Below are 22,523 nucleotides of genomic sequence, written 5' to 3'. Positions count from 1 at the left end.
CGGCGGGCTCCTCAGGAACCCGCATGGCGCGATGGGGCAGGGGATGGCCACAGGGGTGTGACTCTCACGCCTCACCGCATGGCTCATGTTGTCACGACTGAAGCTCGACCCGTTCCTCGTCGCCCTCGCCACCACCGTCCTCCTCGCCCTCGCCTGGCCGCAGCCCGGCGTCACCGGTGGCGTGCTCCATGCCGACAAGGCGGCGAGCTGGGGCGTGGCGCTGATCTTCTTCCTCTACGGCGTGTCGCTGGCGCCGCGGCGGCTGATCGAGAGCGCGGCGCGCTGGGAACTGCACCTGGTGGTGCAGGCGGCCACCTTCCTGCTGTTCCCCGCCGTCGTCCTCGTGGTGCTCGCGCTCATGGGGAACCTGCTGCCGGAGGCTTTGGCGACCGGCTTCTTCTTCCTCGCCGCGCTGCCGTCCACCGTCTCCTCCTCGGTGGCGATGACCTCGCTGGCGCGCGGCAACGTGCCGGTGGCCATCTTCAACGCGTCCATCTCCAGCCTCATCGGCGTGTTCGCCACGCCCATGCTTATGGCGTGGTACCTGCACTCGGTGGGCGGCGGCATGGATCTTGGGGCGGTGATCCTGAAGCTCGTCGTGCTCGTGGTCCTGCCGCTTGCCGTCGGACAGGCGGCGCGGCCGCTGCTGCTGAAGGCGGTGGAGCGCCATCGCGGGCTCGTGCGGGTCGCCGACCGGGCGGTGATCCTCGCCATCGTCTACAATTCCTTCTGCGACAGCGTGGTCGCCGGCGTGTGGAAGGGGCAGAGCGTGGCCCTTCTGGCCGAGATCGTGGCCGCGGTGCTGCTGCTGCTGGCGGTGGTCTATGCCCTGGTGCAGGTGGCCTGCCGCCTGTTCGGCTTTTCGCCGGCGGACACCACGGCCGTGGTGTTCTGCGCCTCCAAGAAGTCGCTCGCCACCGGGCTGCCCATGGCGCACGTGATGTTCGGCGCGGCGCCGGCTCTGTCGCTCATCATCACGCCGATCATGCTCTACCACTTCCTGCAGCTGGTGATCATCGGCGTCATCGCAGGGCGCAGCGCCACACGGGCGGACGGGCTCGCCCGGCTGGAAGCCGAGGAAAGCGAGCCCTCGCTCATCGCCGAGGACGACGAGGTGATGCTTCCCGAGCCGGTGGCGGAGCGGGCGCGCTCGCGCGCCTGACCTCGTCGCTGGCCGGCCGCTGGCTGGCTGGGCGCTTCGCCGCCCCGCCATGCACCTTGACCGCACCGCGCCGGCAGTCTCACATTGCTCCAATGAAAGACGCCGCCCAGGTAAAGGGGGACGCGGGAGCAACCCGCGCCGCCGCAGGGTGGACAAGGGAGGTGAGGCATGACCGAGGCCACCAAGCCGGCCCGCGTCCCCGTCGCCATGACGGTGAACGGACGTAGCGTTTCCGCCGAAATCGAGCCGCGCACGCTGCTCGTCCAGTACCTGCGGGAAAATCTCGACCTGACCGGCACGCACGTGGGCTGCGACACCAGCCAGTGCGGCGCCTGCGTGGTGCATGTGGGGGGCGAGGCGGTGAAGTCCTGCACCATGCTCGCCGTGCAGGCGGATGGCATGAGCGTCACCACCATCGAGGGCCTCGCCACGGGCGGCGCGCTGCACCCCATGCAGGCGGCCTTCCGCGAGAATCACGGCCTCCAGTGCGGCTTCTGCACGCCGGGCATGATCATGAGCGCGGTGGACCTCGTGACCCGCTTCGGCCCCGATCTCGACGAGAAGACCATCCGCGAGAACCTCGACGGCAACCTGTGCCGCTGCACGGGGTATCACAATATCGTCAAGTCCATCGCCGCCGGCGCGCGCGCCATGGGTGCCGCCGCGACGCCGCGCGCGGCCGAATAGGCCGCCAGCCGGCCCGCCGAAGCCGAACAACGGCCGGCGTCCCGGCCGGGAACCACCACGAACACTCAGGGCCGTCCCCCAGGGAGGACACCGATGAACGCCAGCGTCTCCAGCACCGTCACGCCCATCGGCGCCGCCGTGCGCCGCAAGGAGGACCACCGCTTCATCACCGGCAAGGGCCGCTACACGGACGATCTCGACCGTCCGGGCCAGGCCCACGCCTATTTCCTGCGCTCGCCCTACGCCCACGCCCGCATCCGCAGCCTCGACGTGACCGCCGCCAAGGCCATGCCGGGCGTGGTGGACATCCTCACCGGCGCGGACCTCGCCGCCGACGGCATCGGCGACCTCATCTGTGGCTGGATGATCCATTCCAAGGACGGCAGCCCCATGAAGATGGGCTCCCACCCGGCGCTGGCGAAGGACAAGGTGCGCTACGTGGGCGACCATGTGGCGGTGGTGATCGCCGAGAGCCTCAATGCCGCAAAGGACGCCGCCCTCGCGGTCGAGGTGGAGTACGAGCTTTTGCCGGCGGTCGCCGACCTCGCCGCCGCGCAGGACGGGACCGCCGCGCAGGTCCACGACTGCGCCCCGCACAACACCGCCTTCGAGTGGGAGCTGGGCGACAGGGCCGCCACCGAGGCCGCCTTCGCCCGCGCCGCCAAGGTGACGACGCTGGACCTCGTCAACAACCGCCTCGCGCCCAACGCCATCGAGCCGCGCGCCGCCATCGGCGAGTACGATGCCGGCGACGAGGCGTTCACCTTGTGGACCACCAGCCAGAACCCGCACGTGGCCCGCCTGGTGCTCTCCGCCTTCGTCGGCATCGCGCCGGAGCACAAGCTGCGGGTGATCGCGCCGGACGTGGGCGGCGGCTTCGGCTCCAAGATCTTCATCTACGCGGAGGAGACCGTCTGCGCCTGGGCGGCGAAGAAGGTGGGCCGCCCGGTGAAATGGACGGCGGACCGCTCGGAGGCCTTCCTCTCCGACGCCCATGGCCGCGACCACATCAGCCACGCCGAGCTGGCGCTGGACGAGACCGGCAAGATCATCGGCCTGCGGGTGCACACCCGGGCCAACATGGGCGCCTATCTTTCCACCTTCGCTTCCTCGATCCCCACCTATCTCTACGCGACGCTGCTGTCCGGGCAGTACGACATTCCGGCCATCTATTGCGAGGTGGATGCCATCTACACCACCACCGCCCCGGTGGACGCCTATCGCGGCGCCGGCCGGCCGGAGGCGACGTTCCTCCTGGAGCGGATCGTGGAGAAGGCGGCGCGCGAGCGGGGCGAGGACCCCGCCGATTTCCGCCGCCGCAACTTCATCCGCACCTTCCCGCACCAGACGCCGGTGATCATGGCCTATGACGCGGGGGACTATGACGCCTCCCTGGACAAGGCGATGGAGCTTGCCGACTACGCCGGCTTCCCGGCCCGGCGGGCGGAAGCGGAGCGGCGCGGCAAGCTGCGCGGCATCGGCTTCTCGGCCTATATCGAGGCGTGCGGCATCGCGCCCTCGGCGGCGGTGGGCTCGCTCGGCGCCGGCGTCGGCCTGTGGGAGAGCGCCGAGGTGCGGGTGAACCCCACCGGCAACGTGGAGGTGCTCACCGGCTCCCACAGCCACGGGCAGGGGCACGAGACCACCTTCGCCCAGCTCGTCTCCGCCCGCCTGGGCATCCCCATCGACCAGGTGAGCGTGGTGCACGGCGACACCGACAAGGTGCAGTTCGGCATGGGCACCTACGGCTCGCGCTCCGGCGCCGTGGGCATGTCGGCCATCTCCAAGGCCCTCGACAAGGTGGAGGCGAAGGCGAAGAAGATCGCCGCCCACATCCTCGAGGCCGCCGAGGGGGACATCGAGTTCAAGGATGGCCGGTTCACCGTGGCCGGCACCGACCGCTCCCTCGCCTTCGCCGAGGTGGCGCTGAATGCCTACGTGGCGCACAAGTTCCCCACCTCGGAGATCGAGCCGGGGCTGAAGGAGGGGGCGTTCTACGACCCCACCAACTTCACCTTCCCCGCCGGCTGCCACATCTGCGAGGTGGAGGTGGACCCGGAAACCGGGGTGACCGAGATCGTGAACTTCACGGCGGTGGACGATTTCGGCGTCATCATCAACCCGATGATCGTGGAAGGCCAGGTGCATGGCGGTCTCGGCCAGGGCATCGGGCAGGCGCTGCTGGAGGGCGTCACCTATGATGCCGACGGCCAGCTCGTGACCGGCTCCTACATGGACTACACCATGCCCCGCGCCGGCGACCTGCCGTCCTTCACCGTGGGCATCACCACGACGCGCTGCCCCTCCAACCCGCTGGGCATCAAGGGCTGCGGCGAGGCGGGCGCCATCGGCTCGCCGCCCGCGGTCATCAACGCGCTCACCGACGCCCTCGGCACCGAGGACGTGCCCATGCCCGCGACGCCGGCCAGGGTCTGGGCCATCGCCAGAAAGAGCTTGTCGGCGCGGGCCGCGCGGCAGGCGGCGGAATAGGGAGGACCGGCCATGCATGCCTTCGACTATCAGCGCCCCTCGGCCCTTTCCGATGCCGCCGCGGCCCTCGCCTCCGATCCCGAGGCGAAGCTCCTCGCCGGCGGGCAGACCCTGCTGCCCACCCTCAAGCAGCGCCTCGCCCAGCCCACGGCGCTGGTGGACCTGTCGCGCATTCCCGGCCTCGTGGGCATCACCGCGATTCCCGAGGGTGTCTCCATCGGCGCCATGACGCGGCACGCGCAGGTGGCCTCTTCGTCCGTGGTCCGCGCCGTCCTTCCCGCCCTCGCCGATCTCGCCGGGGAAATCGGCGACGCCGCGGTGCGCAACCGCGGTACCATCGGCGGCTCGCTGGCCAATGACGACCCCACGGCGGACTATCCCTCAGCCGTGCTCGCGCTCAACGCCACCGTGGTCACCGACCGCCGCGAGATTCCGGCCGGCGCCTATTTCCGCGGCCTGTTCGAGACGGCGCTGGCGGAGGGGGAGATCATCACCCGCGTCGATTTCCCCAAGGTGGAGCGGGCGGGGTACGCCAAGTTCCGCAACCCGGCCTCGCGCTATGCCATGGCCGGCGTGTTCGTGGCCAAGACGGCGGCCGAGGTGCGCGTCGCGGTGACCGGGGCGTCCCAGTCCGGCGTGTTCCTGTGGGAGGAGGCGGGCGACGTGCTCACCTCCGATTTCTCACCGGCAGCGGTGGAAAGCCTTGCCCTCGACCCGTCCGACCTCATGAGCGACCTACACGGCTCGGCCGAGTATCGGGCCCAGCTGGTAAAGGTCATGTGCAAGCGGGCGGTGGCGAAGGCCCTCGGCTGAGCCGGGCGTGGCGAGAGACCGGCGCGCCCTGCTGGCGTCTTCCGGTGCGGCAGCGCCGCCCATCGGCATGGGCCGAAGCGCTCATGCGCGGCGCCCGATGAAGCGGGCCGGGCGCTTTTCCATGAAGGCTCTCACCCCTTCGCGATAGTCCGCCGTGCGGCCGGCTTCCCGCTGCAGGTCACGCTCGAGGTCGAGCTGGGCATCGAGCGTGTTGCCGGGGGAGGCATTGAGGGCCGCCTTCATGAGGGCGAGCCCTTGCGTGGGCTGGGTGGCGAGATGGGCGGCGAGGGCTCGCGCCTCCTCCATCAGCATGGCGTCGTCCACCGCCTTCCAGATGAGGCCCCAGCGTTCGGCCGTCTCCGCCTCCACCGGCGTGCCGAGCAGGGCGAGAGCCCGTGCACGGGCATCGCCGACGAGGCGCGGCAGGAAGAAGGTGCCGCCGGAATCCGGCACGAGGCCGATCTTGGCGAAGGCCTGGATGAACCTGGCGGAGCGCGCCGCCAGCACGATGTCGCAGGCAAGGGCGATGTTGGCGCCGGCGCCTGCGGCGACGCCGTTCACCGCGCAGACGACGGGCTTTCGCAGGGCGCGCAGGCGCCGGACGAGGGGATTGTAGAAAGCCTCGATGGCGGCGCCGAGGTCGGGCGGGCCTTCCATGTTCGCGCGGTCGCCGAGGTCCTGACCGGCGCAGAAGCCGCGCCCGGCGCCGGTCAGGAGCACGGCGCGGCAGGCATCGTCCGCCGCCGCGTCCAGCGCGGCGGCCAGGGCGCGGTGCAGGTCCGCGTTGAAGGCGTTGAGGCGATCGGGCCGGTTGAGGGTGAGCTCCCTCCAGCCGTCATGGCGGGTGACGCGCAGCACCGCCTCGGTGTGCCCTGCTTCCTTCGGCGGTGCCCCCATCGAATCCTCCCGTGAAGGGCCACTGCGAGCCCTCTTGAATTAATAGATCGAACAGTTAGTCTTTAAATTAGAGCAGTGATTGTCAACCTCCCTCAGGCGGGTTAGGGCAGCGGGAGACAGCCTTGAAGCATGCATCCGCCGCCGTCCACGCTGCGATGGCGGGAAGTGTCGGCCAGGGCATTGCGGCCCTTGTTGAGAAGGTTTGATCCATGGACGCCGTGAGCTCTCCGGTCACCGTGACCCGCCATGGCGCGGTGGCGGTGATCGGCATCGACCATCCGCCGGTGAACGCGCTGTCGACGGGCGTGCGGCAGGGCCTGCTGGATGCGGTGCGGGTCCTTGATGGTGACCCGCAGGTGGCGGCGCTGGTCATCAGCGGCGGGGCGGGGCGGTTCATCGCCGGCGCCGACATCCGCGAGATGAGCCTGCCGCCGGGCCCGCCCCTGCTGCCCGACGTGGTGGCGGCCATCGATGGCTGCGCCAAGCCGGTGGTGGCGGCGCTCGACGGCGCCGCGCTGGGCGGCGGCTGCGAGATCGCGCTGGCCTGCGACCTCAGGCTCGCCGGGCCGAAGGCGCTGGTGGGCCTCACCGAGACCCGCCTCGGCCTCATCCCCGGCGCCGGCGGCACCCAGCGTCTGCCCCGCCTCACAGGGGTGGCCGAAGCCATCGCCCTGGTCTGCGAGGGCCGGGTGCTGAAGGCGAGGGACGCCCTCGCCCTGGGCCTCGTCGACGCGGTGGAGGGCGATGTCCTCGCCGCCGCCATCGCGCGCGCGCCGGCAACCGCCAAGCGCCGGCTCTCGGCGCTGCCGGTGCCGCCGGGGGACAAGGACGCGGAAGCCGCCGCCATCGCCCGCGCCCGCAAGGGAGCGAAGGGCATGCCGGCCATCGAAGAGGCGATCCGGGTCATCCGCGCGGCGGAGGCGGGCGACTTCGCCGCCGGCCTCGCCGCCGAGCGCGCCGCCTTCCTCGCCTTGCGCGAGAGCGCCGAGGCCAAGGCCCTGCGCCACCTGTTCTTCGCCGAGCGCGAGGCCGGCAAGGTGCCGGGGCTGGAAGGGGTGGCGGCGCGGCCGGTGGCTTCGGTCGCGGTGATCGGCGCCGGCACCATGGGGGCGGGCATCGCCGTGGCCCTGGCCGATGCCGGGCTCGCGGTCACCCTGGTGGAGCGGGACGACGAGGCGGCAGTGGCCGGCCTCGGCCGGGTGCGCGCCGTCTACGAGCGGCAGGTGAAGAGCGGGCGCATCAGCGCGGCGCAGGGCGCGGAGCGCCTCGCCCGCGTCACCCCCACCGCCGACTGGGGCCGGCTCGCTTCCGTGGACCTCGTCATCGAGGCCGCGTTCGAGGACCTGGCGGTGAAGACCGACATCTTCCGCCGCCTCGACGCCATCGCCCGGCCCGGCGCGGTGCTGGCCACCAACACCTCCTATCTCGACCTCGACGCCATCGCCGCCGCCACCGCCCGGCCGCAGGACGTGGTGGGCCTGCACTTCTTCGCCCCGGCCAACATCATGAAGCTGCTGGAGGTGGTGAAGGCGGCCCGCACCGCGCCGGACGTGCTCGCCACGGCCCTGGCGCTGGGCAAGAAGATGGGCAAGCAGGCGATCGTGGCGGGCAATTGCGACGGCTTCATCGGCAACCGCATCTATGCGCTCTACCGCCGCCACGCGGAAGTTCTGGTGGAGGACGGCGCCTCACCGCAAGACGTGGACGCGGCGCTGGAGGCCTACGGCTTCGCCATGGGCCTCTTCGCGGTCTCGGACATGTCCGGCCTCGACATCGCCTATGCCATGAGGAAGCGCCGGGCGGCGACGCGCGATCCGGGCGAGCGCTATGTCGACATCGCCGACCGGCTGGTGGAGGCGGGCCGGCTCGGCCGCAAGACCGGCGCCGGCTGGTACGCCTATGACGCGGCCGGCAACCGCGCCCCCGATCCCCTCGTCACGCAGGTGATCGAGCAGGCCCGCGCGGCGAAGGGCATCACCCCCCGCAGCTTCACCGCCGAGCAAATCCAGCGGCGCCTCCTCGCCGTCATGGCCAGCGAGGGGGCGAAGGTGCTCGCCGAGGGCATCGCGCTTCGCGCCTCCGACATCGATCTCGCCTTCGTCAACGGCTACGGCTTCCCGCGCATCAAGGGCGGGCCCATGTGGGCGGCCGACCAGATGGGACTGGCGGCGGTTCTGAAGGAAGTGGAAGCCGCCCACGCCGCCGGAGGCGCTGGATCGAACCCAGCGCCCCGGCTCGTCGAGCTGGCGGAAAAAGCCGGCACGTTCGCGCCGGGGCAGGGCGCCTGAGCAGGCTGGGAAGGAAAAGCCCCCGCCGTCGGTTCGCGCCGGCGGCGGGGGAGTCGACGGGCCGCCACGGTCGGGTCAGGCGGCACCGACAATCGTGATGGAGCACACGTTCTGGGCCGGTGCGCCCCCGAGATTGTGGGTGAGGGCGAGGCTGGGCGCCCCGAGCTGGCGTTCGCCCGCCTGGCCGGTGAGCTGCAACCAGCACTCGTAGAGCATGCGCAGGCCGGAGGCGCCCACCGGATGGCCGAAGCACTTCAGCCCGCCGTCCACCTGGCACGGCATCTCGCCGTCCACGTCGAAGGCGCCGTCCCGCATGCGCTTCCAGGCGGTTCCCTCATCGCTCAGGCCGATATCCTCCAGCGTCACGATCTCGGTGATGGAGAAGCAATCGTGCAGCTCCGCGAAGCTGAGCTGGGACCGCGGATCGGTGATGCCGGCCTCGGCATAGGCCCGCCGGGCGGCGATGCGCGCCGTGTGCACGTAGGCGCCGTTCCAGTCGCTCTGCTGCACCTCCCAGCCATTGGAGGCGACGAGCTGGATCGCCTTCACCAGCACGGGCGCGCTCTTCCCGAGGCTGCGGGCGATTTCGGGCGTCGTCACGATGGCGCAGGCCGCGCCGTCGGAGACCGGGCAGCAATCGTAAAGGCCGAGCGGGTCGGCCACCAGGGGCGCATTCACGGCCTGCTCGATGGTGATGGCCTTGCGCAGGTGGGCGTTCTTGTTCTTCACCGCGTTGAAGTGGCTCTTCATTGAAGTGTGCGCCATGGCGCGCTTCAGGTCGTCGCGGGAGACGCCGTGGTGGGCGCCGTAGGCGCGCGCGAGCTGGGAGAAGTTGCCGGGATTGGTATGGGTCGGCAGGTACATGGGCGCGAAGGTGCCGCGCGAGGCCGGCGGCAGGCCGGCGAAGCCCGTATCCTTCAGCTTTTCCACGCCCACGGCCAAGGCGATGTCCACGGCGCCGGAGGCGACGGCATAGACCGCGCCGCGAAAGGCCTCCGTTCCGCCCGCGCAGAAATTCTCCACCCGGGTGACGCCGATGGCGGGCAGGCGCAGGGCCTGCGCCATGGGAAGCCCCGCCTTGCCGGCGCCGATGTCGTCGTAATGGGACGAGTACCACGCCGCCTCGATCATGCTTGGGTCGATGCCGGAGCCGCCCAGCGCCTCCAGATAGGCTTCGGCCATCAGCTCTTCCTGGCCCACATCCCAGCGTTCGCCGAACCGCGAGCAGCCCATGGAGAGGATGGCGACCCTGTCCTTGATACCTGTGGCCATCTCAGGCGCCTTTCTCTTGCGCGGCGGCGATCGGCGCCGCGGCCGCCACTGCCTTCCAGAAGTAGCGGCGATATCCGGTGCGCTCATCCAGGTCCTTGATGCGGAAGACGAAATGGACCTTGTCCCCGGGCGCGAGGCGCGCGGCTTCGGGGTCGGTGAAATCCATCATCAGGCGGCCGCCGCCGGCGATGTCGACGAGGCCGTAGCAATTGGGCGGACTGCGCGAGAAGGCGAGGCGATCGGCTGTGGCCGTGGCCACCGTCCCGCCGCGGTCGGCCAGCGGCCACGGCTCCTGTGCCTGCGCGTGGAACCCGGATTCCGCGACCGCGATGTGGGATGCGGGGAACTGGACGTGTCCGGTCTGCGGGCTGCGCCCGCCCACGAAGCCCAGCAGGGCTTCGGCGTTGCGGTAGGCGGTGGTCAGCGCCTCGTTCACCGGCAGGCGGCCGCGCAGGCCGCGCTCCCAGGCCAGCAGGCCACGGAAGATGGGCAGCTTGAGATAGTTGGCCTCGGCGATGCCGCCCGCGAGCGCGGCGGCGACACCGGGATCGAAGCCGGCGAGGGCATCCGTCGCCTCCAGGATCAATGCGGTGGCGCCCTGGCCGAACTGCGCCACCAGCACCCGCTCGCCGGGCTGCATCTGTTCCATGGCGCGGGCGAGCATCACCAGCGCATGGGCGGCGCCGGTGTCGCCGCATTCAATGTCGAGGTTTTCCGCGAGCCGTGCCTTCGACAGGCCGGCCGCCTGGGCGACGGCCTTGGCGCAGCCGGGAATGACGCTCGGCAGCACGAAATGCTGGATGTCCTGCGGGACCAGCCCGGCGCCGGCGAGGGCATCGGCGATGGCGCGGGGAACGAGGGACAAGAACCCCTCCTCGCGTACCCAGCGCTCCTCCCAATCGGTGGCGAGGGCGCGGTCGGCGGCGCGGTAACGCTCGATGAACGGCGCCGTGAGGCTGGCACCGCCGCGATAGGCGAGGAGCGCCGGGCCGCCCCCGACGAGAACCGCTGCCGCGCCGTCGCCGAAGCGGGATTCGGCGATGCTGCCGGCCGGGCTCACCGGACTGTCCGCGGCGACCACGAGGGTCGGCCCGGTGCCTTCCAGGGCCATGTGGAGGGCGATCAGCCCACAGCGCAGCGTGCCGCCGCTGTCCTGGGCGATGCTTTCCGCCGGAAGACGCAGGGCGGCGTGCACGAGGCTCGCATTCTGCGGCTCGGCGAAGACCGGGGTGGTGGTGGCAAAGCTCAAGGCGCGGATTTCACCGCGCGTGGCCTCCGGAGCGTGCGCCAGGCAGGCCCGCGCGGCGGCGACGCCCATGGTGATGCCGTCCTCGTCCCAGAAGGCGAGGGTGCGCGCCCCGCGCGCGTCGGAGCGGGGAGAAAGCCAGTCCATGGCCGCCGCCATGCCGGCGCGCGAGAGGCGCAGTCGCGGCAGGTGGATTCCGATCGCTGTGATGCCCGTCACCGTCGCGTCCTCACCCATTTGATTTTGATTACGGCGGCGTGCCGGGCCGCCGGCGGCCGCCGGATCGCGACTGCGCGCGCCCGGCGGGCTCCGCAGCGGGAGGGCGGACCGAAGAACCCGATTGCCACCCGCAAATCGGCAATATAATAGTCAGAACGATCGGTCAACTAATATGGCGGTGTGAAAAGCATGGACCAGGAACACGTCGCCGTCGTCGGTGCCGGGCAGGCCGCGGCCTCCCTCGCCATGCGCCTGCGTCAAAGCGGATATTCCGGGAGGCTCACCGTCTTCGGCGAGGAGCCGCATCCGCCCTACCAGCGGCCGCCTTTGTCCAAGGCCTACCTCAAACGAGAATGGACGCTCGATCGGCTTTACCTGCGACCGACGACCTTCTGGTCGGATCTCGGCGTGGAGATCGTCACGGGCGTTCCCGTCACCGCCATTTCTCCCGGGGCGCGCACGCTGATTGCCGGCGGGCGAACCGTCCCCTGGACCAAGCTCGCTTTCGCCACGGGCACGCGCCCGCGTCCGTTGCCGGCTGGTTTCTCAGGGATCGGGGGGGTGCATGAGCTGCGCGGCCTCGCCGACGCTGACAGGTTGCGCGAGGAGATCCGGCCGGGCCGGCGGCTGCTGGTCCTAGGTGGCGGCTATGTGGGGCTGGAAACCGCAGCGGTGGCGGTGAAGGCCGGCCTCGGCGTGGTGGTGGTGGAGCGTGCCGGGCGCATCCTCGATCGCGTCGCATGCGCCGAGACCGCGTCGATCATCCGCGACCTGCACGCGGGGCACGGCGTCCGCATCCTCGAGGGGCGCTGCGTGGCCGGGGTCGTCGCCGAAAACGGGGCCATCGCAGCGGTGGAACTGGAGGACGGTGAACGCATCCCCGTGGACCTCGCCATCGTCGGCATCGGCGTGCTGGCGCGGGATGAGCTGGTGCGGGCGGCGGGCATTGCCTGCGACAACGGCATCTTGGTGGACGTCTTTGGCCGCACCTCGGCGCCGGACGTGTGGGCCGCCGGGGATTGCGCCTGCTTCCCCCTCGACGGCGTGCCGACCCGGCTCGAAAGCGTGCAGAATGCGGTGGACCAGGCGGAATGCGTGGCCGACGCCATGCTCGGCCGCCCGCGCCCTTACGCCCCGGTGCCGTGGTTCTGGTCGGACCAGTATGACGTGAAGCTGCAGATCGTCGGGCTCAACCGCGGCTACGACGCGGTGGTGCGCCGCCGCTCGGATCGCGGCTCGTCGCTCTGGTACTTCCGCAAGGGCTGGATGATCGCGGTGGACGCGGTCAACGACGCCCGCACCTACATGGCCGCCAAGCGGATGCTGGAGGCCGGGGCGGAAATCTCTTTCGCCGAGGTGTCCGCGGCGGATTTCGATCCGGTCGCCCGGCTGCGCCGGACGGCGCCGTCGGCATGACGCCCGGCGGTTCAGTCCTTGGCCAGATCAACCTTTGGTTGAGTCAACCTTTGGCCGGGGCGGGCCGCGTCCGGGCCTCTCCGGCATTGGCGAAGCCGTTGACGAACAGATCCACGGTGCGGTCCGCCAGCTCGCTCGGCGACACGGCGCCGTCGGAGTGGTACCAGGTGTAGGTCCAGTTGATCATGCCGAAGAACAGCATGGTATCCACGTGGGCCATCGCGAAGTCCTTCGCGAGGTCCGGCCGCAGCTGCAGCAGGATGTCCCGCACATAGGCGATCAGTTCCCGCTGCTTGGCGACGAGGACCTTCCGGGTTTCCGGCACCAGAAACTCCGCGCAGGTCAAAAGCACCACGTGCCGGTCGCGGGAGACGGAGTAGACATCGAGGAACAGGCGGGTGAGCTGGCGGAAGCGCTCTTCGGGGTCCTGGAAGCCGTAGAGCGTGTGCCGGCACTTCATGAGGAGCGCATCCACATGCGACGTCAGCATGTCGGAGAGGATCGCCTCCTTGGAGGTGAAGTAGTGGTAGAGCCGTGATTTGGAGCACTCGCAGGCGTCGGCGATGTCGCCGATCGAGGTCGCCGCATAGCCCCGCCGCGCGAAAACCGATGCCGCCCGGTCGAGTATGGTATCGTGGATATTGTCATATTCGGCTGAGCGTGTTCGCGCCACGGCACCATACCCGTAAGAATGTCCCGATCATTCGGTCTATAGGCGCACCGCTGGGGATTGCCAAGTCCGGGATACCGGTGGCGCGCATTCCCGACATGATTATATTCTCTCCAGAACGCTGCTCGACCGGCATCGGTTGATGCAGATCAAAATCAGCGTTTACATAGACCATTCGTTCGGTCTATTAATTGCGAAGAAACGAGGTGGCCGCCAGAGCCGCCCGAGAGCCAACGGTCGGATGGGGAGGACACAGATGCAGCACCCAGAGGTGGAGTCGCTCGATCGCGACGGCATTCACAGGATCCAGAGGGAAGGGCTCGTGCGGCTGGGGGCACGGCTCGGACAGTGCGAGGAATGGAAGGCCCATTTCGCTGATGCCGGCATGCGGCCGGAAGACCTCGCGTCCGCCGACGGGCTGGAGAGCGCCCCCTTCATGGACAAGTCGCTGCTGCGCGACCATTACCCCTTTCCCTTCCTCACCGTGCCGCTGGAGAGCGTGGAGCGCTTCGTCGCCACCTCCGGCACCACCGGCCTGCCGGTGACGTTCGGCATGACCAGGAACGACCTGCACCAACTGCTGCCCTACCAGATGGCGCGCCTGCTGACGGCGGCGGGCGTGCGCAGCGGTTTCCGGGCCTATCAGGGCTACGGCTACGGCCTGTGGATCGGCGGTCCGGCGCTGGACGCCGGCTTCTCCGCCGTGGGATGCACGAACTTTCCCATCGGCCCCGGCCGCGGCGAGCTGGCCGCGCGCTGGCTGCGCGACCACCGCTATGACGTGGCGTCCATGTCGCCGTTGTGGCTGATGACGCTGGTGCAGGCAGCCAAGAGCCAGGGCATCGACCCGCGCACCGAATGGGCGCTGAAGGTGGCGATCCTCGGCGGCCAGTCGGTGTCGGCGGAATTCCGCGCCCAGCTCGAGGCGGAGATGCCCGAGGGCTTCATGAGCCACAACATCTACGGCACCACCGAGGCGGGCGGCCCGATCCTGGCGATCTCCACGCCCTACACCCACGCCGACGACGAGCTGCAGCTGCTGAACGAGGACACCGTCATCGTCGAGATCCTCGATCCGAAGACCATGAAGCCGGTCTCGGAAGGCGAGGTGGGTGAGATTGTCGTCACCACCATCCGCAAGGAGGCGTCCCCGGTGGTCCGCTGGCGCACCCGCGACCTCGTGCGTCTGTCCCGCCGCCCCTATGACTGCCCCTCGGGCCGCCGCGGCATGCGCAAGATCGGGCGCATCATCGGGCGCACCGACGACATGATCAAGTTCAAGGGCGTGATCGTCTTCCCGTCGCAGATCGAGGATGTGATCGCCAGCATCAAGGGGCTCGCGAAGGAAGTCTGGCAGATCTACATCGACACCCAAGCCACAACCATCGGCAAGATGACCATCGCCGTGGAAGCAACCCGCGCCGACCAGCGCCCTGAAGACCAGGCCGCCAATGACGTGCGGCGGGAGATCAAGGCGCGCCTCGGCATCACCGTAAACGTCGAGTGCCATCCCGAGGGCACCCTGCCGCGCTACGAGGCGAAGGCGACGCGGGTTCTGCACCGCTCGGAAGCCCACTGACGGCTCGGTCCGGATCGATGCGGGGAAGGCGGGAGGGCCGGCGCGGCCCTCCCCGTAGCCGTGCCGGGCGCGCCCCGTGACCGACCCCGCCATGAGCGACCCCGCCATGATTGACCCTGCCATGAGCGACCCTGCCATGACTGATGCCACCATGACTGATCCCACGATGAGCGATCCCGCCATGGGCGATCCTGACCCCTACGGGAGCGTGCGCCAGCGCATCGTCGCGGCCACCACGGCCTGGGCGGGGGGCATGACGCTCGCCGAAATCCGCGAGAGCTTCGAACGGTTTCTCGGCGATGGCGCGGGTGCGCCGGAGGTCCTGCGCACCGCGCTGCGGATTGCGGGCCTGCCGGCCTGCGCGTTCGATCCGCCCGAGGCCACGCCGCGCACGACGCTGCTCTATTGCCATGGCGGCGGATTCCAGATCGGCTCCATCCGCTCCCACGCCGGCCTCATGGCGCGGCTGGCGGCGGCGAGCGGGGCGCGAGTGCTGGGCTTCGACTACCGCCTCGCCCCCGAGCACCGCTTCCCGGCCGCCGCCGACGATGCCTTCGCCGCCTATGCGGAGCTGGTGCGCGCGGGTGACACGCCGCTCGCCATCGTGGGGGATTCAGCCGGTTGCGCCCTCGCGCTCGGCACGGCGATCCGCGCCCGCGACGCGGGACTGGCCTTGCCCAAGGCGCTCGTCCTGCTCTCACCCTGGCTGGACCTGACCCTGAGCGGAGAGAGCTACACCGCGCTGGCGGATCTCGATATCTTCTCCAGGCCCGCGCAACTGCGGGCCATGGCGCGCACCTATCTGGGGCGGGACAATCCGCCCTCGGACCCTGCGGCCTCCCCGGTGCTGGGCGACCTCAGCGGCCTGCCGGCCATCCTCGTCCATGCCGGGGGCCACGACATCACCCTCGACGATGCCCATCTGCTGGTGCGCAAGGTCGTGGCGCAGGGTGGCCGCATCGAGGTCGAGGTGTTCGAGGGGATGCCCCACCATTTCCAGGTGTTCGAGGAGCTGCCGGAAGCCGGGGCGTCCCTGCGGCGCATCGGCGCCTTCATCCGCGCCCTCTGACCTCCGCCGTCGTTCCGTGTGCCGGCCTCCTCACCCGAGGGAGGCCGGCATCGTCGTGTCCCTTAAAGTGTGCCGGAGCCCATGGGCTCCTCCATACCGGCCGCCAGGACGCCCCAGTCCGCGAGAATCTCCCGCGTGTGGGCGCCGGCGGCGGCGGGGCCGTGGGCGACGGTGGAGGCGGTGGCGCTGAAGCGCGGGGCAGGGGCGGGCTGCATCACGCCGTCCACCGTCACGAAGGCCGTGCGCGCTTGCGCCTGAGCGTGCCCGGCCGCCTCGGCCCAGTCGAGGACGGGAGTGACGCAGGCGTCCGTCCCCGCGAACAGGGCGGCCCAGTGGTCGCGGGGCTGCTGGCGGAAGAGGTCGGCGAGGCGGGCGCGCAGCCGGCCCCAGGCGGAGGGGTCGGCCATGTGGGTGAATTCGCCGGCGTCGAGGCCCAGCCGGTCCAGCAGGATCTGGTGAAACTTCCGTTCCACCGCGGCGACGGCGAGGAACCTGCCGTCCGCGCAGGCATAGGTCGCGTAGAAATAGGCGCCGCCGTCCAGCAGGTTCGCCTCCCGCCCGTCGCCCCACGCGCCGCCGGCACGGAAGCCCCAGAACATGGCGGACAGCAGCGAGGCGCCGTCGGTCATGGCCGCGTCCACCACCTGGCCCTGCCCGGTGGCGCGCGCGTGGAACAGCGCCGCGACAAGGCCGAATGCCATCAGCATGCCGCCGCCGCCGAAATCCGCGACGAGGTTGAGGGGCACGGGCGGGGGCACGCCCGCCGGGCCGATGGCGTTGAGAGCCCCGGTGGCGCCGAGATAGTTCAGATCGTGCCCGGCGGTGTCAGCCAGCGGTCCGGTCTGGCCCCAGCCGGTCATGCGGCCGTAGACAAGGCGCGGATTGCGCGCGTGGCACACCTCGGGCCCGAGGCCGAGCCGTTCCATCGTTCCCGGCCGGAACCCTTCGACAAGGCCGTCCGCGCGGCCGATGAGATCCAGCATCACCGCCCTTTCTCCCTCGACCTTCAGGTCCAGGGCGATGGAGCGGCGGCCGCGCGCCAGCACGTCGAAGCGGGTGTTCAGCAGCGGGATTTCCGGGCGCTGGCCCTTCGGGTGGATGCGGATCACCTCGGCGCCCGCATCCGCCAGCATCATGGCGGCGAACGGCGCCGGCCCGAGGCCGACCATTTCCACGATGCGAAGTCCCTGCAACGGCCCCGGCATGTCCCTCTCCAAATTCGTCCCGGCATCGGGTTGCTGGTCAGGCCTGGCCGTCGGGGAGATGCACGGTGAGCCCGTCGAGGTCCGGCGCCACCTTCACCTGGCAGGAGAGGCGCGAGGTCTCGCGCACGCTCTCGGCGAATTCGAGCATGTCGCGCTCCATGCCGGCCGCCTCGCCGACGATGCCGCTCCAGGGCGCGTCGATATAGACATGGCAGGTGGCGCAGGAGCAGGCGCCGCCGCATTCGGCCACGATGCCGGGCACGTTGGCGCGGCGCGCGCACTCCATGACGCTCAGCCCGTCCTGCGCGTCGATCTCGATACGCCGGCTGTCGGACGTGATGAAGACGATTTGGGTCATCGCTGCCCCCCTTTTGCTGATTGGTTTTGTCGCGGCCGGCGCTCGCTCAGGCGCCGCAGCCCATGCCGCCGGACACGCCGAGGACTTCGCCGGTGATGAAGGACGCCCCCTCCGAGCCGAGGAAGGCGACCGCTGCGGCCACTTCCTCCGGCTCGCCGATGCGGCGCATCAGCGTCAAAGCGGCCATGTCGGCTGCGAGCCTTTCGCCCACCTCCGCCACCGCCCGCTCCACCATGGGCGTGCGGATGGGCCCCGGGGCGACGGCGTTCGCCGTGATGTTGTACCGGGCGTTCTCGCGGGCGATGGAACGGGTGAAGCCGATCAGGCCGGCCTTGGCGGCGGCGTAGACCGACCCTCCCTTCGATCCCAGCCGCCCCGCTTCCGAGGCGACGTTCACGATCCGCCCGTAGCGGGCCGCCTGCATGCCCGGCAGCGCGAGGCCGGTGAACAGGAAGGCCGTCTCCAGATTGACCGAGAGCAGGAAGCGCCAGTCGGCGGCTGTGGTGTCGGTGAAGAAGGCATGCTGGTCTGCGCCGATGTTGTTCACCAGCACGTCGAACGGGCCGTGCGCGGCGAACAAGGCCGCGCCGGCCACCGCGTCCGTGCCGTCCATGTGGACGAAGACCGCCCCGGTCTGGGCCGACAAGGCCGCGCCCGCCGCCACGTCGAGGTCGCAGAAGGCCACCGCCAGCCCGTCCGCGACCAAGCGGCGGACGGTAGCGGCGCCGATGCCGGCGCCCCCGCCGGTGACGAGGGCGCGTCGCCCGCTCGCCGCTCCGCCCGTGTTCATCGGCCGTTGAACACCGGCTTGCGCTTCTCGATCACCGCCGCGAGGCCCTCGCGGGAATCGGCGGTGAACGACAGCTCGGACACGGTGCGCGCCTCCTCGGGCAGGGCGGGCTCCACGTTCAGCGCGTTCCACAAGAGGCGCTTGGTGGCCGCGAGGGCGAGGGGGGCGCCGCTGGCGTAGAAGCGCGCGGCCTTGCGCGCTTCATCCTCAAGGACAGAATCCGGCACGCATTTCGTGATCAGCCCGATCTGCTGCGCCTCGGCCGCCTCCACGATGCGGTTGGACAGCATGATCTCCGCCGCCCGTCGGAAGCCCACGAGGTGGGGCAGGATCACGGAAGACCCCGCATCCGGCGCCATGCCCACCCGCGTGGCGCCGGCCAGGAAGCGGGCGCCCTCGCCGGCGATGACGATGTCGGAGGCGCAGACGAGGCCGAGTCCGCCGCCGCCGGCCGCATAGCCGTGGACCTCGGTCACGACGACGGCCTTGAGGCGGATCAGCGCCCCGATGGCCACCTGCAGGTAGGCCGTGACCTCGCGCAGGAAGTCGCCGAGGGCCTCGCCCTTGGAGGCGAATTCACGGACGTCGCCGCCGGCGCAGAAATTGGCGCCGGCCCCCCGCAGATGCACCACTCGCAGCCCGGGCGCCCGGTGGCACAGCATGAGCGCCTTGTAGAGCGCCTGCATCAGCTCGATGTTCATGCCGTTAGCCGCATTCGGTCGGTTCAGCGTGAGGGTTGCGATCCCGTCGGCGTATGCGAGGAGGACGGGCCCTTCGCCCATCCAGATCTCGGGGCTGGCCGGCTCGGATTTGCCGGCCTCTACCGTAGTGCCAGGTGCCGTGCTGTGTGTCATGGACGGCCCCTCAAACCAGGAAAGACAGGGTGTAGATGGGCTTCTCGTTGTTCACGAGCGCGACCTTCTTGCGGACCAGCCGGAAGGTCCCGTCGACCATCCGCAGCCGGTATTCGTTGCGGGCGGCCCAGACCGTCTCGCCCCGCAGGTTGTCCTCGTAGATGACGACGTTGGCGCGCACGCCGACCTCGTTGCCGAGGACCTCCGTCACCTCGATGTTCGCGACCACGCGGGCCAGCTCCGAGCGCGGGGTCTGGGTGTGGCGCCGGCCGGTCTTGAGCTGCGCGATCCGCACGCCGATGCGCGAGCGGTTGTCGTAGAGCACCGACATCTGCCTGTCGGGATCGATGTCGTCGCCGTTGGCCGGGATCCAGTAGATGGCGTCGTCGGTCCACAGCGCCTCCCACGCGTCATAGGCGTGGGTGTCCTGGAGGCGGGCCTCCATGTAGAGGAATTGCGCCACCTGATGCTGCAGCAGCACCGGATCCAGGGCGGCGAGGTCGGGCGCGGATGCCTGCGTGAAGGTCTTGGCGAGGGCGGTCATCAGCGGGCCTGCGTCATCAGGTTGAGGTAGTGGCGCCAGATGCCGCGCTGCGGCGTCTCGTCGGTGGAATGGGCGATGCGGAAGCCGTTCTCGTCGCGCCGCTCGCGATGCAGGCCGCGCGTCAGCGTCAGCCACTCGGGATCAGGGATCTTCGCACCGCGATGATTGCGCTCGTACATCTCGGTGTCGTCGGCGAGCAGGAATCCCGCCGGCCCGACCGATCCCATGGTCTGCTGGCGCAGGCGGCGGTTGATGTCCGGCGCGCCCTTGAACTGCAGCGCCGTCACATGCTGGATGGTCTCGTCCACCGCCACCGGCTGCAGCACGAACATCTGGATCTCGGCGATGAAGAGGTTCGGGAAGATCATGACGTGCGGCGAGCCGTCGATCATGATCTGCCGGGCGCGCTCGGCGCCGTAGGCGGCGTTCATCGCCTGCACATAGTCGGGCAGGCGCGCCTCGCTGGTGCCGAACCATTCCAGGGGCTTGTCGAGGCGGCGCCACTCGGGCCGCAGGTCGAACTCGGTGTGGCCGTTGCCGTAATCGCGCGTCAGCGCCAGGGATTGCGCGCCGTAGAGATTGCCGATGCCGCTGTTCGTCACCTGGAAGACGGAGCCGTGCACGAAGCCGGGATGGTAGCCGTCGGTCTCGTTCTCCAGCATGAACTTCCAGTTGGCCTTGGTGCGGTGCTGCAGGAAGCCCGCGGTCAGGTCCAGCTCGCCGGTGGGCGAGTTGTCGAGCAACTGGTCGAGGGCCGCTTTGGCGCCGCCGAGATGCTCCTCCAGCGACGGACCTTCGTGCGCCATGGAGCCGAAGACGAAGCCGCGATAGATGGCGATGCGCGGCACCTTGCCGAGGTTGAGGCCCTTCTTGTCCTGCCCCTCATAGCCCTCCGGCAAGGCGTAGCCCATGAGGTCGCCGGTATTGCTGAAGGTCCAGGAATGGTAGGGGCAGGTAAAGCTCGTCCGGTTGCCCTGCTTGTAGGCGCAGAGCTGGTTGCCGCGGTGCGGGCACTTGTTGAGCAGGAGGCGGACCTCGCCGTCCTTGTCCCGCACCAGCAGCACCGGCATGGGGCCGATCGACTTGGTGACGTAGTCGTTCTTGTTCGGGATCTCGCTGGTGTGGCCCACATAGACCCAGGTGCGGTACCAGATCTTCTCCAGCTCTTCCTGGAAGATGTCGGGGTCGTAGTAGAGGCGGCTGTTGACACGCGCCGGCTCGATCAGGGCGCGATAATCGCGGAATCCGGCTTCCTGGGATACTGCTGCTTGTGGCATGGCGCTCCACCCCTGCGTTTCATCGCATGTTGATAAATTAGTCGAACGATCGATCTAAATATCAACAGGTCTGCCAGGCGTGTCAAGCGGCGCGCCGGTGGGATCGTCGCTGAAAATCGACGATGGCAATGTCCCGCTCCCGCCGCCGATCTGGGGGGGGAAGGCCTGATCAGGCCTTTAAACACCGGCATCCTGACGTTGCGGAGGGCGGCGAGAAATTTTGATGGCAATGCGATTTGATCTGGATTAAAAAGATCGAACGATCTGACGAAAAAAGATCGGACAAGCGTGATGCTCCCTCGCTTCCCTTCGCGGGCCGCCTCCTCGGGCGGCGTGCGTGCGCCGGCAGCTCGGATGCATCACCGAAATTGCCTGGGGAGCGAAACATGAAAACGTGTCTGACAGGCCTCGTCGCGCTGGCGATGATGGCCAGCGCCGCCAGTGCCGACATCAAGATCGGCGCGGTCGTCTCGGAAACCGGTCCGGCCTCCTCGCTCGGCGACCCGGAGGCCAGGACGCTGCGGCTGATGGTGGATGAGCTCAATGCCAAGGGCGGCATCAAGGGCGAGAAGGCCAGGCTCGTGCTCTATGACGACGGCGGCGACCCGAACAAGGCCAAGACGTTCGCCACCCGGCTGGTGGAGGACGACGGCGTCGTCGCCATCCTCGGCGGCACCACCACCGGCACCTCCATGGCCATTCTTGCCGTGGCCGAGGAGAGCAAGGTGCCCTTCATCTCGCTGGCCGGCGCCATCGAGATCATCGACCCGGTGAAGCCCTACGTCTTCAAGACGCCGCACACCGACCGGATGGCGTGCCTGAAGATCTTCGAGGACATGAAGAACCGCGGCCTCACCAAGGTGGGCCTCATCTCGGGGACGGACGGCTTCGGCGCCTCCATGCGGGCGCAGTGCCTCGCCGTGGCCAGGACGTCCGGGATCGAGATTGTCGCCGACGAGACCTACGGGCCGAAGGACGCGGACATGACCCCGCAGCTGACGAACATCCGCAGCAAGCCGGGCATCCAGGCGGTGCTGAATTCCGGCTTCGGCCAGGGGCCGGCCACCATCACCCGCAATTATGCACAGCTCGGCATCACCATCCCGCTCTACCAGTCGCACGGGGTCGCCTCGAACGCCTTCATCGAGCTTGCCGGAGCCAAGACCGCGGAAGGGGTGAGGCTGCCTGGCACCGCGCTGCTGGTGGGCGAGCTGCTCGATCCGAAGGACCCGCAGAAGCCGGTGGTGCTGGCCTACAAGGCGAGCTTCGAGAAGGCGGCGGGCGCCCCCGTCTCCACCTTCGGCGGCTATGCCCACGATGCCATGCGCATCCTCACCGAAGCCATCGCCCGCGCCGGCTCCAGCAAGCCCGCCGCGATCCGCGACGCCATCGAGGGGACGACCGGCCTTGTCGGCACCACCGGCACCTACAACTACTCGAAGACCGACCATCTCGGCCTCGACCTTTCCGCCTTCCGCATCCTTGAGATCAGCAACGGCGGCTGGAAGCTGGTGAAGTAGGCCGGGCGATCCGACGGCCTTTCCCGAAGCCCGGTTCCTTTGCCCCACGACCCGGCGGAGGCTCCTCGCGGGCGGCCCGCCGGGCCCGGTGGCGCAGGTCCGGCGCGCGCTCCTTCCACGCAGCATGCGGCGGCACTCGTCCTTCGGCTGGCTTCAGCCGGGGCGGA

Annotated in this window: 19 protein-coding genes; 9 read left to right on the top strand and 10 right to left on the bottom strand. The window is 69.8% G+C overall.

Annotated elements, in window-relative coordinates; all coding sequences use genetic code 11:
• Positions 1–85: 85 nt before the first annotated feature.
• From EZH22_RS21960 to EZH22_RS21945, 4 genes are all read left to right on the top strand, one after another.
• Positions 86–1,162 (top strand): bile acid:sodium symporter family protein, encoded by a 1,077-nt coding sequence (locus EZH22_RS21960; protein ID WP_203192549.1) that lies wholly within the window; start codon positions 86–88, stop codon positions 1,160–1,162.
• Between the two features lie 168 nt (positions 1,163–1,330).
• A complete protein-coding gene (locus EZH22_RS21955; RefSeq protein WP_203192548.1) occupies positions 1,331–1,849 on the top strand; it encodes a (2Fe-2S)-binding protein in 519 nt (172 codons plus the stop codon).
• A 93-nt stretch (positions 1,850–1,942) separates the two neighbouring features.
• Entirely contained in the window at positions 1,943–4,339 is a 2,397-nt protein-coding gene (locus EZH22_RS21950) for a xanthine dehydrogenase family protein molybdopterin-binding subunit (protein WP_203192547.1), read from the top strand.
• A gap of 12 nt (positions 4,340–4,351) precedes the next feature.
• Positions 4,352–5,152, top strand: a complete 801-nt coding sequence (locus EZH22_RS21945) for an FAD binding domain-containing protein (protein ID WP_203192546.1) — start codon at positions 4,352–4,354, stop codon at positions 5,150–5,152.
• Positions 5,153–5,233: 81 nt separating this feature from the next.
• Here EZH22_RS21945 and paaG read toward each other — a convergent pair whose 3' ends face one another.
• On the bottom strand, positions 5,234–6,049 hold the full coding sequence (paaG, locus tag EZH22_RS21940; protein WP_203192545.1) for a 2-(1,2-epoxy-1,2-dihydrophenyl)acetyl-CoA isomerase PaaG: 816 nt from the start codon (positions 6,047–6,049) through the stop codon (positions 5,234–5,236).
• A 209-nt stretch (positions 6,050–6,258) separates the two neighbouring features.
• Here paaG and EZH22_RS21935 point away from each other — a divergent pair, with 209 nt between their 5' ends.
• Positions 6,259–8,337 carry an FAD-dependent oxidoreductase gene (locus EZH22_RS21935; protein ID WP_203192544.1) on the top strand — a complete coding sequence of 693 codons (2,079 nt, stop codon included), beginning with the start codon at positions 6,259–6,261 and terminating at the stop codon, positions 8,335–8,337.
• Between the two features lie 75 nt (positions 8,338–8,412).
• Here EZH22_RS21935 and EZH22_RS21930 read toward each other — a convergent pair whose 3' ends face one another.
• Positions 8,413–9,609: an acetyl-CoA acetyltransferase gene (locus EZH22_RS21930; RefSeq protein WP_203192543.1), complete on the bottom strand. Its 1,197-nt coding sequence runs from the start codon at positions 9,607–9,609 to the stop codon at positions 8,413–8,415.
• A gap of 1 nt (position 9,610) precedes the next feature.
• On the bottom strand, positions 9,611–11,074 hold the full coding sequence (locus tag EZH22_RS21925) for a 3-oxoacyl-[acyl-carrier-protein] synthase III C-terminal domain-containing protein (protein ID WP_203192542.1): 1,464 nt from the start codon (positions 11,072–11,074) through the stop codon (positions 9,611–9,613).
• Between the two features lie 189 nt (positions 11,075–11,263).
• Here EZH22_RS21925 and EZH22_RS21920 point away from each other — a divergent pair, with 189 nt between their 5' ends.
• On the top strand, positions 11,264–12,490 hold the full coding sequence (locus tag EZH22_RS21920) for an NAD(P)/FAD-dependent oxidoreductase (RefSeq protein WP_203192541.1): 1,227 nt from the start codon (positions 11,264–11,266) through the stop codon (positions 12,488–12,490).
• Between the two features lie 43 nt (positions 12,491–12,533).
• On the opposite strand, the gene EZH22_RS21915 is transcribed toward EZH22_RS21920, so the two are convergent.
• The gene (locus EZH22_RS21915; RefSeq protein WP_203192540.1) at positions 12,534–13,163 is read right to left on the bottom strand and encodes a TetR/AcrR family transcriptional regulator; all 630 of its coding nucleotides are present in this window, start codon (positions 13,161–13,163) and stop codon (positions 12,534–12,536) included.
• 253 nt (positions 13,164–13,416) lie between these two features.
• On the opposite strand from EZH22_RS21915, the gene EZH22_RS21910 reads away from it, so the two are divergent.
• On the top strand, positions 13,417–14,739 hold the full coding sequence (locus tag EZH22_RS21910; protein ID WP_203192539.1) for a phenylacetate--CoA ligase family protein: 1,323 nt from the start codon (positions 13,417–13,419) through the stop codon (positions 14,737–14,739).
• Positions 14,740–14,890: 151 nt separating this feature from the next.
• On the top strand, positions 14,891–15,808 hold the full coding sequence (locus EZH22_RS21905; protein ID WP_203192538.1) for an alpha/beta hydrolase: 918 nt from the start codon (positions 14,891–14,893) through the stop codon (positions 15,806–15,808).
• Between the two features lie 62 nt (positions 15,809–15,870).
• On the opposite strand, the gene EZH22_RS21900 is transcribed toward EZH22_RS21905, so the two are convergent.
• The 6 genes from EZH22_RS21900 to EZH22_RS21875 are packed head-to-tail and all read right to left on the bottom strand — an operon-like array spanning position 15,871 to position 20,836.
• Positions 15,871–17,013, bottom strand: a complete 1,143-nt coding sequence (locus EZH22_RS21900) for a CaiB/BaiF CoA transferase family protein (RefSeq protein WP_203192537.1) — start codon at positions 17,011–17,013, stop codon at positions 15,871–15,873.
• Between the two features lie 37 nt (positions 17,014–17,050).
• The gene (locus EZH22_RS21895) at positions 17,051–17,371 is read right to left on the bottom strand and encodes a 2Fe-2S iron-sulfur cluster-binding protein (RefSeq protein ID WP_203192536.1); all 321 of its coding nucleotides are present in this window, start codon (positions 17,369–17,371) and stop codon (positions 17,051–17,053) included.
• 46 nt (positions 17,372–17,417) lie between these two features.
• Positions 17,418–18,161, bottom strand: a complete 744-nt coding sequence (locus tag EZH22_RS21890) for an SDR family NAD(P)-dependent oxidoreductase (protein ID WP_203192535.1) — start codon at positions 18,159–18,161, stop codon at positions 17,418–17,420.
• A complete protein-coding gene (locus tag EZH22_RS21885) occupies positions 18,158–19,015 on the bottom strand; it encodes an enoyl-CoA hydratase/isomerase family protein (protein ID WP_231711095.1) in 858 nt (285 codons plus the stop codon). The genes EZH22_RS21890 and EZH22_RS21885 overlap by 4 nt, the downstream gene beginning before the upstream one ends.
• Before the next feature lie 10 nt (positions 19,016–19,025).
• Positions 19,026–19,559 (bottom strand): aromatic-ring-hydroxylating dioxygenase subunit beta, encoded by a 534-nt coding sequence (locus EZH22_RS21880; RefSeq protein ID WP_203192534.1) that lies wholly within the window; start codon positions 19,557–19,559, stop codon positions 19,026–19,028.
• The gene (locus EZH22_RS21875; RefSeq protein ID WP_203192533.1) at positions 19,559–20,836 is read right to left on the bottom strand and encodes an aromatic ring-hydroxylating oxygenase subunit alpha; all 1,278 of its coding nucleotides are present in this window, start codon (positions 20,834–20,836) and stop codon (positions 19,559–19,561) included. Before EZH22_RS21875 ends, EZH22_RS21880 begins: the two co-directional genes overlap by 1 nt.
• A 386-nt stretch (positions 20,837–21,222) precedes the next feature.
• Here EZH22_RS21875 and EZH22_RS21870 point away from each other — a divergent pair, with 386 nt between their 5' ends.
• Entirely contained in the window at positions 21,223–22,356 is a 1,134-nt protein-coding gene (locus EZH22_RS21870) for an ABC transporter substrate-binding protein (protein WP_203192532.1), read from the top strand.
• Positions 22,357–22,523: the final 167 nt, after the last annotated feature.

This window comes from Xanthobacter dioxanivorans (genome assembly GCF_016807805.1).
GTDB lineage: Bacteria > Pseudomonadota > Alphaproteobacteria > Rhizobiales > Xanthobacteraceae > Xanthobacter > Xanthobacter dioxanivorans.
This window is presented reverse-complemented; position numbering and strand designations above follow the sequence as displayed.

Coding starts and splice junctions, on each gene's coding strand:
- EZH22_RS21875 (WP_203192533.1), bottom strand. CDS start 20,836: ATGCCACAAGCAGCAGTATCCCAGGAAGCCGGATTCCGCGATTATCGC.
- EZH22_RS21900 (WP_203192537.1), bottom strand. CDS start 17,013: ATGCCGGGGCCGTTGCAGGGACTTCGCATCGTGGAAATGGTCGGCCTC.
- EZH22_RS21870 (WP_203192532.1), top strand. CDS start 21,223: ATGAAAACGTGTCTGACAGGCCTCGTCGCGCTGGCGATGATGGCCAGC.
- EZH22_RS21945 (WP_203192546.1), top strand. CDS start 4,352: ATGCATGCCTTCGACTATCAGCGCCCCTCGGCCCTTTCCGATGCCGCC.
- EZH22_RS21930 (WP_203192543.1), bottom strand. CDS start 9,609: ATGGCCACAGGTATCAAGGACAGGGTCGCCATCCTCTCCATGGGCTGC.
- paaG (WP_203192545.1), bottom strand. CDS start 6,049: ATGGGGGCACCGCCGAAGGAAGCAGGGCACACCGAGGCGGTGCTGCGC.
- EZH22_RS21895 (WP_203192536.1), bottom strand. CDS start 17,371: ATGACCCAAATCGTCTTCATCACGTCCGACAGCCGGCGTATCGAGATC.
- EZH22_RS21890 (WP_203192535.1), bottom strand. CDS start 18,161: ATGAACACGGGCGGAGCGGCGAGCGGGCGACGCGCCCTCGTCACCGGC.
- EZH22_RS21920 (WP_203192541.1), top strand. CDS start 11,264: ATGGACCAGGAACACGTCGCCGTCGTCGGTGCCGGGCAGGCCGCGGCC.
- EZH22_RS21905 (WP_203192538.1), top strand. CDS start 14,891: ATGACTGATCCCACGATGAGCGATCCCGCCATGGGCGATCCTGACCCC.
- EZH22_RS21950 (WP_203192547.1), top strand. CDS start 1,943: ATGAACGCCAGCGTCTCCAGCACCGTCACGCCCATCGGCGCCGCCGTG.
- EZH22_RS21955 (WP_203192548.1), top strand. CDS start 1,331: ATGACCGAGGCCACCAAGCCGGCCCGCGTCCCCGTCGCCATGACGGTG.
- EZH22_RS21885 (WP_231711095.1), bottom strand. CDS start 19,015: ATGACACACAGCACGGCACCTGGCACTACGGTAGAGGCCGGCAAATCC.
- EZH22_RS21960 (WP_203192549.1), top strand. CDS start 86: ATGTTGTCACGACTGAAGCTCGACCCGTTCCTCGTCGCCCTCGCCACC.
- EZH22_RS21935 (WP_203192544.1), top strand. CDS start 6,259: ATGGACGCCGTGAGCTCTCCGGTCACCGTGACCCGCCATGGCGCGGTG.
- EZH22_RS21880 (WP_203192534.1), bottom strand. CDS start 19,559: ATGACCGCCCTCGCCAAGACCTTCACGCAGGCATCCGCGCCCGACCTC.
- EZH22_RS21910 (WP_203192539.1), top strand. CDS start 13,417: ATGCAGCACCCAGAGGTGGAGTCGCTCGATCGCGACGGCATTCACAGG.